Below are 17,135 nucleotides of genomic sequence, written 5' to 3' on the forward strand. Positions count from 1 at the left end.
CCTGCCCGCCGACATGGTGGTCACCAACCCAAAACACCGGGCCATGACCGAGAAAATCTGGAAGCTGCCCGAGGGAACCATCCCCGACAAGGTGGGCTTCTCCGCCGTGGAGCAGAGCCGCAAGCTGAAAGACGGGGTGCTCAGGGTCTACTGGACCCAGGTGACCAACAATATCCAGGCCGGCCCGAATACCAGCCAGGAAACCTTGCCCGGATGGCGCAACCCGGACGCCTTTGTGGTGGTCTCCGATGTCTACCCCACCGTCTCGGCCCAGGCCGCCGACATGATTCTGCCCAGCGCCATGTGGGTGGAGAAAGAGGGCGCCTTCGGCAACGCCGAGCGACGCACCCAGTTCTGGCACCAACTGGTACCACCGCCCGGCGATGCCCGCTCTGACCTCTGGCAGTTGATGGAAGTCTCCCGGCGCATCAAAACCGATGACGTCTGGCCAACGGAGCTGCTCGACAAAGCCAGCGATCTCAAAGGCAAAACGCTGTTCGATGTGCTCTTTGCCAACGGCCAGGTCAACCAATTCAGCAACGATGACCGCGCCGAAGGTTACGACAACTATGAGTCCGAGGCCTTCGGCTTTTATGTGCAGAAAGGCCTGTTCGAAGAGTACGCTCGCTTTGGGCGCGGCAAGGCCCACGACCTGGCCAATTTCGATCGGTACCACGAGGAGCGGGGCCTGCGCTGGCCTGTGGTGGACGGCAAGGAGACCCGGTGGCGCTTCCGCGAGGGCCACGACCCCTACGTGGAAGCCGGCAGCGGTGTGCAGTTCTACGGCAAACCGGATAACCGGGCACTGATTTTTGCACTGCCTTACGAGCCTCCCGCGGAGTCGCCCGATGAGGAGTACCCCTTCTGGCTCAGCACCGGACGGGTACTGGAGCACTGGCACACCGGCTCCATGACCCAGCGGGTCGAGGAGCTGAACCTGGCCGTGCCCCACGCACTGGTGTACATGAACTATGAGGACGCGCGCAAGCAGGGCTTCCGCCGCGGGAGTGAAGTGCGGGTGATCAGTCGGCGCGGCAATATCCGGGCACGGGTAGAAACCCGGGGCCGGGTCAAGCCGCCGGAGGGGTTGGTGTACATTCCGTTCTTTGACGCCAACCGGTTGGTGAACAAGCTCACGCTCGATGCCACCGATCCGATTTCCCTGCAGACGGACTTCAAAAAGTGTGCCGTCCGCCTCGAACTGATCAGCCTTGCGTAACGGAGAGCCCATCATGATCAAACTGATTAGACGCAGCATTCTGATGGCAGGCCTGGTGATGCCGCTGATCGCCTCAGGTGAACCACCGCAGGAGGTCTCGGCACCGGATGGTGTGCGCCAAGGCGGCACGCTCAGCCAGACCGCCGAGGCGCCTCCGCTGGCCAATGTGCGCTCGAGCATGCGCCGGCCCACACGCAATTACCCCGAGCAGCCGCCGATGATTCCGCACACTATCCGCGGTTACCAGGTGGACACCAACTTCAACCAGTGCCTGACCTGCCATAGCCGCAGCGCCACCGAAGTCAGCGGCGCCCCCATGGTCAGCATCACCCACTTTGTCGACCGGGACGGCCAAACACTGGCCTCGGTTTCACCGCGCCGCTATTTCTGCGTGCAGTGCCATGTGCCCCAACACGACGTCGATCCGGTGAAGGTCAGCACCTTCAAAGGGATTGATCAGGTGCTGGAAGATATCATCAAGCGCGGCGAATAGCGGGGGACGGTTATGTGGAAAACACTGAAGGCGTATTGGAAAACGTTCAATCGACCCGCGACGCACATCAGCCTGGGGGTTCTGACTCTCGGCGGGTTCATTGCCGGCATCATATTCTGGGGCGGCTTCAACACGGCATTAGAATTCACCAACACCGAAGAATTCTGCATCAGTTGCCATGAAATGAAGGCCAACCCCTACGAGGAGTTGATCCCGACCATTCACTACACCAACCGCTCCGGTGTGCGCGCCACCTGTTCAGACTGCCACGTTCCCCACGACTGGACCTACAAAATCGCCCGCAAAATGGAGGCCTCCAAGGAGGTGTGGGGCTGGATCTTTGGCACCATCGATACCCGGGAAAAGTTTCTGGACAAGCGCCGCATGCTCGCCGAGCGCGAGTGGCGCCGGCTGAAAGCCAACGACTCACTGGAGTGTCGCAACTGCCACAACTTCGAGTATATGGACTTTACCCAGCAGTCGCCCCGGGCCCGGGAAATGCACTCTACCCTGCTGGCCAGCGGCGAGAAAACCTGCATTGACTGCCACAAGGGCATCGCCCACAACCTGCCAGACATGCGCGGCGTGGAATCGGGCTTTCACGGCGACCTGAGCGAGGTCTACGCCCCCGGCAGCACGGCCGTGGCCCGGTTTCTGTTGACCGAGGAATAGCCTTCGCTCACAATTCCGGGACCGACCAGGAGACCGAATTGTGAGCGACAACGTCATTGCCTTCAAACGGCCCAGCGCCAAAGAAAAGCACAAGGGTAAGACCTTGTGCCGCAGTGGCTTTCATAAGTGGAAGGTGGTTACCGAGCGTAAGTTTGATGTCAAGCAGGGGAAGTTGGTGACCCAGCTGAGGTGCACTCGGTGCAGTAAAGAGAAAGTGGAAGCGCTCTGATACTAACCGGCTACATCAATAAAGCTGTTAATTGATAAGCGGCCGGTGAGCGGGTCAGAATCCGGATGAAAGTCGGCTTCGATGCAGCCCGAATGAAGGATATTGCGGGGATAGACCACCATCCGATTGAAAACACCTTCAATGCGATCGATTTCTTCGAATAACGGCGTAGATCCATTGATGTAGGCACGGCCGGGCATATTGGGTCCATCATTCTCCGACTCCAATGACCGCAAGTAGGCCACTTTCCTCTCTTCCGTGAGCCGCTCAAAGCCGGTTTTGCGATGTCGATAGAACGCCGTGCCACCGTACCCGGATCGAAACAGGTAGTGGATGGCTGCCAGGCCTTCTGGTTCCAAAGAATCGAAATGGGGAATACGCTGCAACAGCGACAGTCGCTCCGGCGGTGTCGTGACCAATGAATACTGGCACATGGTAAATTTGAGCGTCCGGCCAGACAAGCCAAAGGCATCCGCTATGGCCCCTTGAAGACTCTCCAGCACAAAGCGCTGGTAAGAAAGAGAGACAGGCGCTCGAATGCCGGGGAAGAAGCGCGACAGGGTCGTAAAGTTCAAATGACTCGCTTCTGCACGCAGCCGCTCTGGCTGCTCCACCAATTGGTCAATGATCATTATCGGTGTGCGCTCTTCCCCGACATGTTCGATCCGAATCGACCGATCAGGCGATGGGGCCCATACACGATCAACGCTCACGACAATACTCCTCAACGAATGCTCCGTGCGGGGGGAGCTTCTCTACCCCCAAACTCACCTGCCGCCTGAAATCATCCAACGTTTTCTTCAGTCGCTCATCACCCATAGCACGGACAACCGGGTGGTAGCGTTCTGGATTGATTCGTTGCCCCAACATGACCTGCACCCATGAATCAAGGCGGAACAGTTCGTTTGGAGACTGGTAGGCATGCCCCTGCTCCCGAAATAGAGCGATGCGCTCCCGTAATGACTCCGGAATGCTCATGCTACCGCAGTGACGCCAAAATGGGCTGTCAGACCGTTCTGTAGCGTGATAATGCAGAATGATAAAGTCTCGAATCTTTTCCAGCTCCTCTTCTGCAATCCGATTGTAATGGCTCACCAATGAAGGCGTTACACCGTCAAAGGGAAAGAGCTGTATCAACCGCGTCATGCTGATCATGATCAGGTGGATTGACGTCGACTCCAACGGCTCAACGAAACCACTGGACAAGCCCACGGCCACACAATTTTTGTTCCAGGTCTGACGCCGCCGTCCCGTGCGAAACCGGATCAGACGCGGGTCAGTCAGGGGTTTCCCCTCGATACTGGATAAGAGCCGATCCCGCGCGGCTTCATCGCTTAAATACCGGCTGCAGTACACCAGGCCATTTCCCACTCGATGCTGGAGTGGAATACGCCACCGCCAACCACTGTCGTGAGCACTGGACAGAGTGTAGGGTGGTGGTGGGCCGACGGATTCTGTCTGTACCGCCAAGGCGCTGTCACAGGGCAACCAATGACTCCAGTCCTCATAGCCGGTATGCAGAGCTTGCTCAATGAGCAATCCACGAAATCCGGTACAGTCGATGAACAGATCCCCCTCCACCACATCCCCGGATGCCATTTCCAGTGACTCGATATGGCCTGAATCGGGATTCAGCTGCACCTGTTGGATTTTGCCCTCGATGCGCGTAACACCCTCGCTTTCACTCTTGGATCGCAAAAAGGCGGCGTATCGGGTCGCATCCAGATGGTAGGCGTAGTTCAGGCTGCCGTTTGACGAGGTAGCGAACTTGCCCTCCCGAGCCGCCTCATGCTCCACGCAGTATTCCCCGAACTCTCCACCGAAACCCTGCTCCCGGGCACGCAGCCAGAAATGCTGAAAGTCAGCCATCCAGGTTTCCTTTCCGGTCTTTCCGAAAGAGTGGATATAGCGATCGCCGTCCCGTGCCCAATTCTCGAAGGCGATGCCCAATTTGAATGTGGCGCCTGTGGCTGCCATAAATTGCTGTTCATCTACACCAATCAGTCGGTGAAAGTTGCGCATGGGCGGAATACTGGCTTCACCGACACCGACGGTACCAATGTCTTCGGATTCGACAAGCACAATATTGAGCAAATCGCCAAGCTGCGACGACAATGCCGCCGCGCAGACCCAGCCAGCAGTGCCACCACCTGCAATTACCACTTTGCGTACGGGCTTGTTCACGATGCTCTCCTGTCAAACAAGTTCAATCTGCAGAAACCATATCACGGTTTTTCCAGAAACTCACCGGCAAAAAAAAGGCCGCTGCAAGCAGCGACCTTTTTTCTTACCAGGGACCACGCCAAGAGGCGGGTCCAGGCTTTCGCACGACCTTAGAAGGCGTAGCGAGCACCGATCTGGTAGCGAGCGCCCTGGTCTTGCAGATCCCAGAGCTGGTTCACAGAGCGACCATGTTGGCGAATATTTTCTTCGGTCAGGTTGATACCTTCGAAGAATACCGTCAGGTCGTCGGTCACATCGTACGCAACGTTCAGGTCAAGCTGAGAGTACTCCTCAACATAAACCGGGTTCCGCGAGTTACCACGGTTGGTTTCATTGAGGAACTTGTCACGCCAGTTGTACGCCAGACGCACGGTGAAACCGTAGTTCTCGTAAATACCTACGAGGTTGGCGGTGTCACTCAAACCTAGCAGCGCGAACTGTGACTCCGAAGGATCGCCCAGATCGTTGAACGCTACATCACCACGAACGATGGTGTAGTTGGCCTGGACACCGAAACCGGTATCGCCAAAGAAGTGCTGGGCAGCCAGTTCGCTACCGTACAGCTTAGCTTCGCGGTTGTTTACCGGTGTAGCGGTATTGAACACCATCAGCGGATCTTCCGCATTCGGAGTCAGATCGTAATCGGTCGCAACGTCTACAGCGAAGTCAGCGTCGTCACTGTAGTCAGCCGCCCCATTCGGGAAAGCATCAGGATTATCCAACACAGCGGTCATGACAAACAGTGACGTATCGTTAATGTCATAGCCACCATCGGACAACGCCTGAGCTGCCTCTTCGACTCGAGGACCATTGGTTACGTCACGCAGACCGAAGTGACTTTCCGGAATCTGCTCCGTACCGATGAAGTTGCTCACGCGCTTCTCGAAGAAGCCAGCTGACACATAGCTGGACTCATCGTAGTACCACTCAACCGACAGATCCAGGTTATCTGATTCCAAAGGCTTCAGTGACGGGTTGGTCGCGTTTGCAGTCGGAGTGGATCCCAAATAGGTGGAACCTACGTTTCCGAAGCCGCCCACGGATGCTGCCAACTGGCCGTAACCGGCGCGAGCAATGGTTTTGCTGTAAGAAAAGCGAGCTTTGACGTCATCTGTCAGCGCGATATCAAAATCCAGGCTGGGCAGAAGGTTGTCGTAATCAGACTTGACGGTAAACGCTTCCGTATTTTCACTGAAGACAGTCTGGAAGTCATTGTTGTCTTGCCAGACTCGAGCATCCGGAATCAAGGTGAATGACGTTGAGGTCACATCAGTGGTCTCGTAGCGGAAGCCGGTCACCAAGTTAGTTTCCATTCCGCCCAGCTCGCCCTGGATAGTTACTTGGGCGAACAATGCGTTGATATCTTCTTCAATCAGGTTGTTATTGGAGAAGTCCGGGTTATAAGCCACCGCATAGCCATTATCGGCAGTGCCGTATTCGCTAACAGCCCACTCCGCCAAGGCCACCGGATTGCCGCGGGCGCCGTTCTGGAAACCACCGCCAGTGGGGTAATCATCGAACTGTCCCAACAGGCTGAACTCTTGCAGCAAGCCATCAGGAATTTCACCCGGGTTGGCTACACCCCAATCACCCAGCGCCATGTAGCGATCCGAGTTCTGCTGTTCCATTTCTACCGTACGGCTTTCAACACCGAAGTCGAAACGGCCATCGTCAAACTCGAAAGCACCATTGAGCTGTACTTGAGTGACGTCAGTAGTCTGACCCGCGTACCAGACCCGAGCGACCTGGGAGCCGAAGTCATTCAAACTGAAGCCATTTTCAAATGTCGCCTGAGTCAGCGGCAGATCTCGATCCCAATCCGTTACCTGAGACGTCTGGGTCGGGTTGGCCACACTCACGTCGATAGAGCCAGCGTTACCCGGACCGTCCGGCAGACTCTCCATGGTCGAGTCATGAACGTCAAAGTTGAAGCTCAAGCGATCGTTGACCTGCCACTCAGCGTTAAAGCCAATAGAAGTAAGTTCGTCGCGCTGTTCACGCCACTGCTGCTCGTACCCGTTATCCTTGTTGGCCAAGGTTTCGGAGTAAATCGCTGGGGTAGCGACTGCAGAGTCATCGAATACCAGACGATCAACGGTGTTGCCATTGGCATACCAGAAGGTCTGCTCGCCACGATGCTCAGTAAGATAATTCTCAGCGTACACCAGATCACCGGTCAGGGTGAGGTTGTCCTGGGGCTGGAACTGCAGGGTCAACATGGCGTTGGTGCGTTCACGATGACGATCTGAAACGGAGTAACGAATATCGTTAGGGCGACCATACAATTGGCCATCTTCCGGCGCATTTTCAATCACCGCGTCATCGGTGAAGGAGTAGAGCTCATCCTCACCCCAACGACCAATGTTCCAGTCGTTAGAGGTTGCACCCGCAGCTCCGGAATCACGCTCCTGGAAGCTGGCTGCCAAACTTACACCAAAGGTGTCGGAGTCATCAGTCCAGCTGAAGATGCCGGACAGCTCGGGGGTCAGGTCATCACCCGTCAGAGTGGTGGTATCGTGAACGGCTTTAAAGCCCACGCTACCTTCGGTTCCGCGATCCAGAGGACGGGCGGTCTTGATGTTAATGGTACCGCCAATACCGCCGGTTGCGATGCTGGCGCGACCGGTTTTGTAAACTTCCAGTCCAGAAACGCTTTCTGACGCCAGGTTGGCAAAATCAAAGGCGCGCGTGCCACCACCGCGGGTACCGCTGGCGCCACTACCACCACCGAAGGTGCTGGCGGCAGGAAGCTGGCGACCATTCAGGGTCACCATGTTGTTGTCGCCGCCAAAGCCGCGGATGGTGACCGAAGAACCCTCGCCGTTACGGCGGTCAATGGACACACCGGTAATACGCTGCAGGGATTCAGCCAGGTTGGTGTCGGGGAACTTACCGATATCTTCGGCAGAAATAGCATCGACCACACCTGTGGCGTCACGCTTGATGTCCATCGCCTGCTGCAGTGATCCGCGGATACCGGTGACCACCACCTCTTCCAGCATGGGCTCGCCCTGCTGCGCGAATGCACCGCCGCTGAAGCCAGCCAGGGCCGACGAGGCCACGACTGAGGCGATCAGGCGCTTTTGAAAACTTTTACGATTGGGATTCATGGAACTCTCCTTACTGAGACCAGGTTATTATTGTCGGCACACAAGGTGCCGCAAATCATTTGCCAGCAATCCGTAAATAGCTGTTGTACGGTTTTTGGTTGATCACCACCGCTGAGCCAGGGGCAGAGTCCCTTACTGTTGTTGTCATTTCCTGCTTCGGCATCCAGACGCTCTCACTCTCCGAAAACCGATCACCGCAAACCCAATTCGGCGTCCGCTCACACGACACAGGCACCTAATTGCCAACCGGAATAAGTGCGCTAATTTTTATAACTTAGCAGGTCCGCTGACGCTTAGATTATCCTCTATGTGCCGCCTAAACCCACATTAGGGTTATAGTGACCATAAATATTAGTCTTCTAGACTATTACACTCCCGCCCATACCTTGTCAACAACCAATTGCTTAGACGAAACAATCAGTTATGAGGTCTTGATGAGGCCTTCTTCAGATTAGTTCCGCCATGACCAAAGCGCAAATATTTAAGCACTTATAAATAAGAGAGCGTACTTACATTTTATTGTACTACTATACTATTTTTTGTTGGGTTAAGCCTTTGCTCTGACTCATCGCATCAGGCCCCGCATCCCAGAGTCAACTGGCTAGTCCTGCTTGCCTCATTCTCGCGCACCCAAAACCCCGTCCACCGTACCAACTTGGCGCACTCTTTCTGTCGTCATGCCCGCGCTTGAGCCAAACACAGCTGGATTATCCTGACCCACGATGAAGCACCTCTCTGTTTTTCGGTCCACCGCTGTGCAAATCGGCCAACCCTCCCCTCATTTACGGGAAATTTCCTGGATCTGCTCAGTCGTCGTTTCGTTGGCACAGCTTTTGAATACACCAGCTCGTGCACCCGACATTCACTTGTCCCTTTAGTTTGCGATCGTGAGCCAAGCCATCTGATTGTTCCTGTCGAACAGTCAGCGACACATGACGATCAGTTCCGTCATCCGTGTTTTTCACTTTTCAGGAGTCAACAATGAACACCTTTCTTGACGCGCTTCGCTCTTTGCGTCGCTCATTGCGACGCCCTCTATCATCCTGCTTTTGTCAGATCTCAAAACGGTTGGGATTTGCATTGATTGCTTTAATGAGCCATTCCACATTGGCCGTTGGGCCACCCGAGAAAGCAGACCTGCGGTTTGGCTTCATCAAGCTGACCGACATGGCCCCTTTGGCCATTGCACTGGAAAAAGGCTACTTCGAGGATGAAGGCCTTTTCGTCGAGCTGGAAGCTCAGGCGAACTGGAAAGTGTTATTGGACGGGGTGATCGACGGGCAGTTGGACGGCGCTCACATGCTGGCCGGTCAACCACTGGCGGCCACCATTGGCTACGGCACCAAAGCCGATATCATCACCCCCTTTTCCATGGACCTGAACGGCAATGGCATTACCGTTTCCAACCAGGTTTGGGAGGCAATAAAACCTCACTTGCCAACCGGCGCAGATGGAAAAATACAACATCCGATCCATGCCGATGTCCTGAAGCCGGTCATTGAATCAATGGCCAAAAAAGGTGAAAGCTTCAAAATGGGAATGGTGTTTCCCGTTTCCACACACAACTATGAACTCCGCTACTGGCTCGCCGCCGGCGGTATACATCCGGGGTTCTACGCTCCCCACAAAGGNGACACNTCNGGCCAGANNCAGGCCGANGCCTTNTTGAGTGTAACGCCNCCACCCCAGATGCCTTCNACNCTTGAAGCAGGCACTATNCACGGCTANTGCGTNGGNGAACCCTGGAATCAACAGGCNGTTTTCAAAGGCATCGGTGTNCCCGTCATCACGGATTACGAAATCTGGAAAAACAATCCCGAAAANGTNTTTGGGATAACCNGGGAGTTCTCCGAAAAGNACCCCAACACCACCATTCGCCTGACCAAGGCGCTGATTCGNGCGGCCAAATGGTTGGATGCAGACGATAACGCCAACCGGGAGGAAGCCTCGAAAATTCTNTCTCAGCCCTACTACGTCGGNGCCGACTATGAAGTGATTGCCAATTCCATGACCGGCACGTTCGAGTATGAAAAAGGCGATACCCGAGAGGNTCCGGATTTCAATGTATTTTTCCGCCACAACGCGACCTATCCTTATTACTCGGACGCCATCTGGTACCTCACGCAGATGCGCCGCTGGGGCCAGATCAGCGAATCCAAACCAGATGCGTGGTACTTCGACATAGCCCGAAAGGTCTATCGCCCGGACATTTATGCGCAGGCAGCCCAAGCGCTTATTGCAGAGGATTATGCGGTCGCCGACGAGTTCCCCGACTTTGCCAACGAGTCCGGCTTCAAGCCCCCGCAGGATGATTTCCTCGATGGCATTACTTACGACGGGACCAAGCCGACCAACTACATCGAATCACTGAAAATCGGTCTGAAACAGAACGACACCCTGTAGTCCCGCATTTAACTATGTTGGGCGCTGCAAATCGCCCAACCTTACCCGGAGGACGTCACCATGACTTCCACAACCTTTCAGAAACCCAGGTGGTTTCGCTGGCCCATCAGCGGCGACCGGTTGACGAACATCGTCAGCGCCATCACCTTGCCCTTGATTGGACTGGCCCTTTTCATTGGCGCCTGGCACATCGGCGCCCAGCAGGTAAACACCTCGCTGGGCACCTTTCCCGGGCCCGCTGCCGTCTTTGAGCAGTGGCAGAACCTGATCGATGAACACCAGTCGGAGAATCTTCGGACGCAAGCGTTTTACAAACGACAGGAGAAGCGCCACGAGCGGCAATTGGACAAGAACCCGGATGCACAGCTCACCTTTCGGGACTATAACCGTCGTCCGACATTTTTCGATCAGATAGTTACCAGCCTGTTTACCGTGATGACCGGTTTTCTTCTGGCTACTGCGGTGGCTATTCCATTGGGGATAGTCATCGGCCTGAGTACTACCACCTACAGGGCAATCAATCCGATCATCCAGATATTCAAACCGGTATCCCCTTTGGCGTGGCTACCGCTGGTCACCATGGTGGTGAGTGCGGTTTACGTCAGCGATGACCCGATGTTTGAAAAGTCCTTTATCACCTCGGTGATTACCGTGGCGCTGTGCAGCATCTGGCCAACCCTGATCAACACCGCCGTGGGCACCGCCAGCATTAACAGCGACCTGCTAAACGTCAGTCGGGTGCTGAGCCTCAACTGGTTTACTCATGTAAAAACCATTGTACTGCCCTCGGCCATTCCCATGATGTTCACCGGACTTCGGCTGTCACTGGGTATTGCCTGGATGGTATTGATTGCTGCGGAAATGCTCGCCCAGAACCCGGGGCTGGGAAAATTTGTCTGGGACGAATTCCAGAACGGATCCTCCAACTCCCTCGGACGCATTTGCGTCGCAGTATTGATGATCGGGTTCATTGGCTTTTTGCTGGACCGCTGTCTACTGCTGATTCAGAGCCGCGTCAACTGGGATAAAACAGCGATCTCTCGCTAACCAAGGAGTTTGATATGAGTCAAGTTCACCTCGAATTAACCCAGGTCGGGATCGATTTCCCCACCCCCAAGGGTCCGTTCAACGCACTCAGGGATGTAAACTTGGAAATCGATCAGGGCGAGTTTGTTTCGCTGATCGGGCACTCTGGCTGTGGTAAATCCACGGTGCTCAATATNGTCGCCGGTCNGTATCAAGCCACCAGTGGCGGCGTGGTGCTCAATGGCAGGGAAGTGAACTCTCCGGGACCCGAGCGTGCAGTGGTGTTTCAGAATCACTCGCTGCTNCCNTGGCTGACGGTTTACGACAATGTCGCACTCGCGGTCAANCAGGTCTTCAAGGGTCAGAAGTCCAGGGCGGAAATGCGTGACTGGATCGAACACAACCTGGCNCTGGTNCAGATGACCCACGCCATGCACAAGCGCCCCGGNGAAATTTCCGGCGGCATGAANCAACGGGTCGGCATTGCCAGGGCGCTGGCCATGGAGCCGCAGGTNTTNCTGATGGATGAACCCTTCGGCGCGCTCGATGCACTGACCCGCGCACACCTTCANGANTCNCTGATGGACATTCAGGCCACNCTGGGCAACACGGTCATCATGATCACCCACGATGTGGATGAGGCGGTTTTACTGTCCGACCGGATNGTGATGATGACCAACGGCCCATCAGCCACCATCGGAGANGTTCTNCCNGTNTCCCTGGANCGCCCGCGGANCCGACTCGANCTGGTNGACAGCCCCGAGTACAACGANTGNCGCAGTGCCGTNCTGCGTTTTCTNTACGANAANCAGAANAAGATTGAATCCATTGNCGCCAAACGAAAGGCCAAAAAAAGTTGGGCNCAAAAATTGANAATTACCGGCTAGCTNCTCTATAGACAAAANCATCTTTTACCAAAAANCCATTACCCGATTACAGAACTGGAGAAACCTGCAATGCACAGAATGACTTATCCCCTGAGCGCCTCGCTCGCNCTATGCCTGAGCGCCCCGGCCGCTGTTGCTCAAAACGGTATTGTCGAAGCCCTGCAAAGCGGCGAGACCCANCTGCATCTGCGCACCCGTTTCGAAGATGTGGACCAGGACGNCGTGGAAGGCGCCAGCGCCTTNACNCANAAAACCCGCCTGACCTATGCCTCCGGNCGCTATGAAGGCTTCANCCTGCTGCTGGAGATGGACGACACCACCGCNATCACCGANGTNGACTACAACGACGGCACCGGNATCAANCCGGNCACNGCCGTCATCGCCGACCCGGAAGGNACNGAGATCAANCAGTCCTACCTGGCNTATCAGGCNGGCGCCACCCAGGTNAANTATGGCCGCCANCGCATTCTGCTGGACAATCAACGCTTTGTCGGTGGCGTCGGCTGGCGCCAGAACGAGCAGACCTACGANGGNTTNTCGGTCAGCAGCAAAGCGGTGGANCANTTCGAGCTGTTCTANGCCTANGTGCACAACGTGAACCGCATTTTTGGTGAGAGTGTGGCCGGTGGCGANCACAAGCATCAGAGCCATCTGCTCAACGGCAAATACACNGGGCTNAATGCCGGCACNCTGGTGGCCTACGCCTANCTGCTGGACAACGAGACGGCGCCGGGGCTGGCCAGTGATACCCTGGGGNTGCGCTGGCAGGGCACCNTCAACGAGACCTTCAGCTACAACCTGGAGTACGCCNCCCAAAGTGAGGCGGGCGACAACCCGACCGACTATTCCGCANGCTACCTGATGGCCGAAGGGCTGGCCAAGGTGGAGGGNTTCAATCTCAAACTGGGCTACGAGGTGCTGGGCTCGGATGANGGCGCCGCNGCGTTCGCCACACCCCTGGCCACGCTGCACGCCTTCCAGGGCTGGACNGACAAGTTTCTGGCAACGCCCGCCACCGGGGTAGAGGATATGTACTTCAGTGTGGGGCGACCGGTCGGGCCCGTGAACCTGACGCTGGTGTATCACGACCTGAGCGCCAATGAGGGGGATGCCGATTATGGCTCNGANCTNGGGNTGGTNGCNGGCACCAAGGTGGGNCCGGTGGGNCTGACNCTGAAGTACGCGGACTACAGCGCCGATGAGTTCGCCACNGANACCCGCAAACTGTGGNTGATGGCGGCNNCCACTTTCTAATCGNTCGNTTCGTCAGGCGTTATCTTCCGGGCCCAGTTCCTCATCAATCAGCCCGATCACGGTGCCCACACCGTTTTCGCGCANCCGCTCCAGGAGCTGGGCCAGGTCGTCGACCCGCTGCGGGTCAAGCAGCCCCGCCTCGTCGGGCACCAGGCGGCCTTTGTCGATCATCCGCTGNACNAAGGCCTCGCTGGCATTCAACCGCTCGGCGGCGGCCGCTTTCGTCATACCTTGTGTCACATTCACCTCATTGGTCGNTTNTCNCCGGNGNNCGGTCGATGAACCCCGGTTAAAGCTGTGTCATAATGCCGTTTTTTAGCGCCAAAGTCGCCCTGCATTGCCGGCGTTACCCACTCAACCCAGACCGACCCGAGAAGAGCAGCTTCATGAGCAGCAAAGGCATTCTCTACACCGTTTCCGCCCCCTCCGGTGCGGGCAAAACCAGCCTGGTCAACGCCCTGGTGAAATCCAGCCCGGAAGTCTGTGTCTCGGTGTCTCACACCACNCGCCCCATGCGNCCCGGCGAGCAGGATGGCGTAAACTACCACTTTGTGGACCACGCCCGCTTTGANGCCATGCTCGNCGAGNNTGCTTTTCTGGAGCANGCNCAGGTGTTCAGCAACCTCTACGGCACCTCCCGTCACTGGGTGGAAGATACCCTCAACCAGGGNCTGGACGTCATCCTGGAAATCGACTGGCAGGGCGCCCGNCAGGTTCGCGAGCAACTTCAGGACACCGTCAGCCTGTTCATTCTGCCCCCGTCGCTGGCGGCCCTGCGCCAGCNTCTGACCGGGCGCGGTCAGGATCAGCCGGAGGTCATTGAGGCCCGTATGAACGAGGCCATCAACGAAATCTCCCACTACCGGGACGCGGANTATCTGATCATCAACGATGACTTCACCACCGCACTGGCCCAGTTCCAGGCCCTGATCACCAGCCANCACCTTAGACGCGACCGGCAGGANCAGGTTCACAAAGCCATGCTGGACGAGTTATTGGGCTGACGCACGGCGCGCAAATTGTGTACAATATCCGGTCCGATTCCCGAATTTCCCGGCGCCGGCGCCCGGACCACTTGAAGGTCCAGGATACCGACGCCATATCAATACTGTGAGTACGAGACACTATGGCACGTATTACCGTTGAAGATTGCTTGGATCACGTCGACAACCGTTTCGAACTGGTGATGGTCAGCGCCAAGCGCGCCCGCCAGCTCGCCGTGGGCGGAAAAGACCCGCACGTTCCGGAAGAGAACGACAAGCCNACCGTNATCGCGCTGCGCGANATCGAGGAAGGNTTNNTNGANGCCAGNATNCTGCTGGANGCNGACGAGCCNATNCGCCAGGAAGCNCCCAGCGCNGAACACATTCAGGAGACTGAGGCCCAGCCCGGCAACGAGTAAGCGCCTCGCCATTTANNACCCGGCCGGGTCCGCCCCCGGCCTCGTTTGGAGTAAGGCCTTGCAGACGATCGAAGCCTTGAGTCACAGGCTTTCATCNTACCTCGAGTACAGCCAAATCAATTTGGTGAAGCGGGCCTACTTTTACGCGGAACAAGCCCACGACGGACANCGNCGNCGCAGCGGCGAAGCCTACATTACCCACCCCCTGGCCGTCGCCGACATCCTCGCCAGCATGCACATGGACCATCAGAGCCTGATGGCCGCCATGCTGCACGANGTNATCGAAGACACCGGCATCAGCAAAAANGCCATCGCCAAGCAGTTTGGCGATACCGTGGCCGANCTGGTGGACGGGGTGAGCAAGCTGACCCAGATCGAGTTTGAATCCCACGCCGAAAAGCAGGCCGAGAACTTNCAGAAAATGGCNCTGGCCATGGCCAACGANNTGCGGGTCATTCTGGTNAAACTGGCNGACCGNCTGCACAANATGCGCACCCTGGGNGCCATGCCGCCNCACAAGAAACGNCGTATCGCCAANGAAACCCTGGANATNTACGCNCCTATCGCCCACCGNCTGGGNATGAANGACATCCGCCTGGAGTTCGANGACCGCGGCTTCTACGCCATGNACCCNCTGCGGGCCAGCCGNNTGCAGGCGGCCCTGAAAACCGCCCGGGGNAACCGCAANGANCTNGTCGAGCAGATTCAGACCGCCATNGANAAGCGGCTGGANCGGGAAGGGCTGATCGCCATGGTGATNGGCCGGGAAAAGCATCTGTACAGCATCTACGAGAAGATGCGCCAGAAAAAAAAGTACTTCAAGGAAATCATGGATGTTTACGCCTTCCGCATCATCGTGGACAGCGTGGACACCTGNTANCGGGTNCTNGGCGTCATTCACAACCTGTACAAACCNNTNGCCGGNGAGTTCAAGGACTATATCGCCATNCCCAANGCCAANGGNTACCAGTCCCTGCACACCGTNCTGCTGGGCATGCATGGCGTNCCGATCGAAGTGCANATNCGCACCAAGGAAATGGACGANATGGCCAACAANGGCATCGCCGCCCANTTCCTGTACAAGAANAGCGGTGACGAGAGCATCAGCCACAGNCGNGCCCGCCAATGGGTTCAGGGCCTNCTGGANATGCAGCGNCGGGCNGGCGACTCGCTGGAGTTCATCGAGAACGTCAAAATCGACCTGTTCCCCGACGAAGTCTACGTGTTCACNCCGAAAGGNCGCATTGTCGAATTGCCCCACGGGGCCACGCCGATTGANTTCGCCTACGCGGTCCACACCGACATNGGCCANAACTGCGTNGCCTGCCGGATCAACGGCCGGCTCGCNCCCCTGTCTCAGCCGCTGCAGAGNGGCCAGAAGGTCAATATCATTACCTCNCAGGGCGCCCAGCCCAACCCCAATTGGCTCAATTTNGCCGTGTCCGGCAAGGCCCGCAGNGCCATNCGNCACTTCCTCAAGCACCAGCGCCANCACCAGTCGGTCGCNCTGGGCAAGCGNCTGCTGAGCCGNTCNTTGGCGGATGTCGGCCTCAAGCTGGATCAATTGAGCGAAGAGCAGGAAAAGCAGTTGCTCACCGCCACCCAGATGAANTCCATGGAGGANCTGCTCGAGGATATTGGCCTGGGCAACCGGGTCGCNCAGGCNGTNGCCAAACTGCTGCAGCCGGACGCCGACGTCAATCCCCCCAGCGGCAGCATCTACTCACCGCTGACCATCGACTCNGCCGAAGGCATGATGATCACCTTCGCCCGCTGTTGCCGCCCGATTCCGGGCGANCCGATNATCGGNCACATCAGCTCGGGCAAGGGCCTGGTGGTCCACCAGGACACCTGCCGCAACATAACCGAGCTGCGCCACAAACCGGAGAAAATCAGCTACGTCAATTGGGCGCCCACGGTCACCGGCGAGTTCCTGGTGGATGTGCGGGTGGAAGTGGAGTCCGAGCGGGGCATCATCGCCACCCTGGCCACCCGGGTGACCGAGCAGGGCGGCTCCATTGAGCACATCAAGGTGAACGAACGGGACGCCCACAACAGCGTCATCAACCTTTGCATCGGCGTGCACAACCGCATTCACCTGGCCAATATCATGCGCCGGGTGCGTAACCTGAGCTTTGTCCTTCGGATCAATCGGGCGAAGAACTGATTCATTGGCGCCAAAGGGTCGCCGCCGCCCGTTTGGGTATCAAGCCGGTC

General features: G+C 56.9%; 14 protein-coding genes. 11 read left to right on the forward strand and 3 right to left on the reverse strand.

Features of this window, described 5'->3' with window-relative positions; translation table 11 throughout:
• The 4 genes from CMG77_RS09580 to CMG77_RS09595 form a co-directional block, all read left to right on the forward strand.
• Positions 1–1,219 (forward strand): molybdopterin-dependent oxidoreductase (locus CMG77_RS09580; RefSeq protein ID WP_286904274.1); only part of this gene is annotated, 1,219 nt, incomplete at its 5' end.
• A 13-nt stretch (positions 1,220–1,232) separates the two neighbouring features.
• Positions 1,233–1,712 (forward strand): nitrate reductase cytochrome c-type subunit, encoded by a 480-nt coding sequence (locus CMG77_RS09585; RefSeq protein WP_286804601.1) that lies wholly within the window; start codon positions 1,233–1,235, stop codon positions 1,710–1,712.
• A 12-nt stretch (positions 1,713–1,724) separates the two neighbouring features.
• Positions 1,725–2,384 (forward strand): cytochrome c3 family protein, encoded by a 660-nt coding sequence (locus tag CMG77_RS09590; RefSeq protein ID WP_265366319.1) that lies wholly within the window; start codon positions 1,725–1,727, stop codon positions 2,382–2,384.
• 40 nt (positions 2,385–2,424) lie between these two features.
• Positions 2,425–2,613 carry a hypothetical protein gene (locus tag CMG77_RS09595; protein WP_286804602.1) on the forward strand — a complete coding sequence of 63 codons (189 nt, stop codon included), beginning with the start codon at positions 2,425–2,427 and terminating at the stop codon, positions 2,611–2,613.
• A 2-nt stretch (positions 2,614–2,615) separates the two neighbouring features.
• Here CMG77_RS09595 and CMG77_RS09600 read toward each other — a convergent pair whose 3' ends face one another.
• The 3 genes from CMG77_RS09600 to CMG77_RS09610 form a co-directional block, all read right to left on the reverse strand.
• Positions 2,616–3,326: a DUF6445 family protein gene (locus CMG77_RS09600; protein WP_286804603.1), complete on the reverse strand. Its 711-nt coding sequence runs from the start codon at positions 3,324–3,326 to the stop codon at positions 2,616–2,618.
• Positions 3,316–4,797: a tryptophan halogenase family protein gene (locus CMG77_RS09605; protein ID WP_286875418.1), complete on the reverse strand. Its 1,482-nt coding sequence runs from the start codon at positions 4,795–4,797 to the stop codon at positions 3,316–3,318. Before CMG77_RS09605 ends, CMG77_RS09600 begins: the two co-directional genes overlap by 11 nt.
• A 149-nt stretch (positions 4,798–4,946) precedes the next feature.
• On the reverse strand, positions 4,947–7,946 hold the full coding sequence (locus tag CMG77_RS09610; protein WP_286804606.1) for a TonB-dependent receptor: 3,000 nt from the start codon (positions 7,944–7,946) through the stop codon (positions 4,947–4,949).
• 1,092 nt (positions 7,947–9,038) lie between these two features.
• Here CMG77_RS09610 and CMG77_RS09615 point away from each other — a divergent pair.
• The 7 genes from CMG77_RS09615 to CMG77_RS09645 all read left to right on the forward strand — a co-directional run bounded on the left by CMG77_RS09615 (position 9,039) and on the right by CMG77_RS09645 (position 17,085).
• Positions 9,039–10,349: a CmpA/NrtA family ABC transporter substrate-binding protein gene (locus CMG77_RS09615; RefSeq protein ID WP_286904275.1), complete on the forward strand. Its 1,311-nt coding sequence runs from the start codon at positions 9,039–9,041 to the stop codon at positions 10,347–10,349.
• Positions 10,350–10,409: 60 nt separating this feature from the next.
• Positions 10,410–11,396, forward strand: coding sequence for an ABC transporter permease (locus tag CMG77_RS09620; RefSeq protein ID WP_286904276.1), 987 nt, complete (start codon positions 10,410–10,412; stop codon positions 11,394–11,396).
• 14 nt (positions 11,397–11,410) lie between these two features.
• The gene (locus CMG77_RS09625; RefSeq protein ID WP_286904277.1) at positions 11,411–12,262 is read left to right on the forward strand and encodes an ABC transporter ATP-binding protein; all 852 of its coding nucleotides are present in this window, start codon (positions 11,411–11,413) and stop codon (positions 12,260–12,262) included.
• 306 nt (positions 12,263–12,568) lie between these two features.
• Positions 12,569–13,516, forward strand: coding sequence for an alginate export family protein (locus tag CMG77_RS09630; RefSeq protein WP_502691827.1), 948 nt, complete (start codon positions 12,569–12,571; stop codon positions 13,514–13,516).
• 386 nt (positions 13,517–13,902) lie between these two features.
• On the forward strand, positions 13,903–14,520 hold the full coding sequence (gmk, locus tag CMG77_RS09635) for a guanylate kinase (protein ID WP_286904282.1): 618 nt from the start codon (positions 13,903–13,905) through the stop codon (positions 14,518–14,520).
• 122 nt (positions 14,521–14,642) lie between these two features.
• A complete protein-coding gene (gene rpoZ, locus CMG77_RS15885) occupies positions 14,643–14,918 on the forward strand; it encodes a DNA-directed RNA polymerase subunit omega (protein ID WP_353743474.1) in 276 nt (91 codons plus the stop codon).
• Between the two features lie 58 nt (positions 14,919–14,976).
• Positions 14,977–17,085 carry a RelA/SpoT family protein gene (locus CMG77_RS09645; RefSeq protein ID WP_286904284.1) on the forward strand — a complete coding sequence of 703 codons (2,109 nt, stop codon included), beginning with the start codon at positions 14,977–14,979 and terminating at the stop codon, positions 17,083–17,085.
• Positions 17,086–17,135 lie beyond the last annotated feature (50 nt).

The organism is Marinimicrobium sp., from assembly GCF_002695945.1.
In the GTDB taxonomy this organism is placed as follows: domain Bacteria; phylum Pseudomonadota; class Gammaproteobacteria; order Pseudomonadales; family Cellvibrionaceae; genus Marinimicrobium; species Marinimicrobium koreense.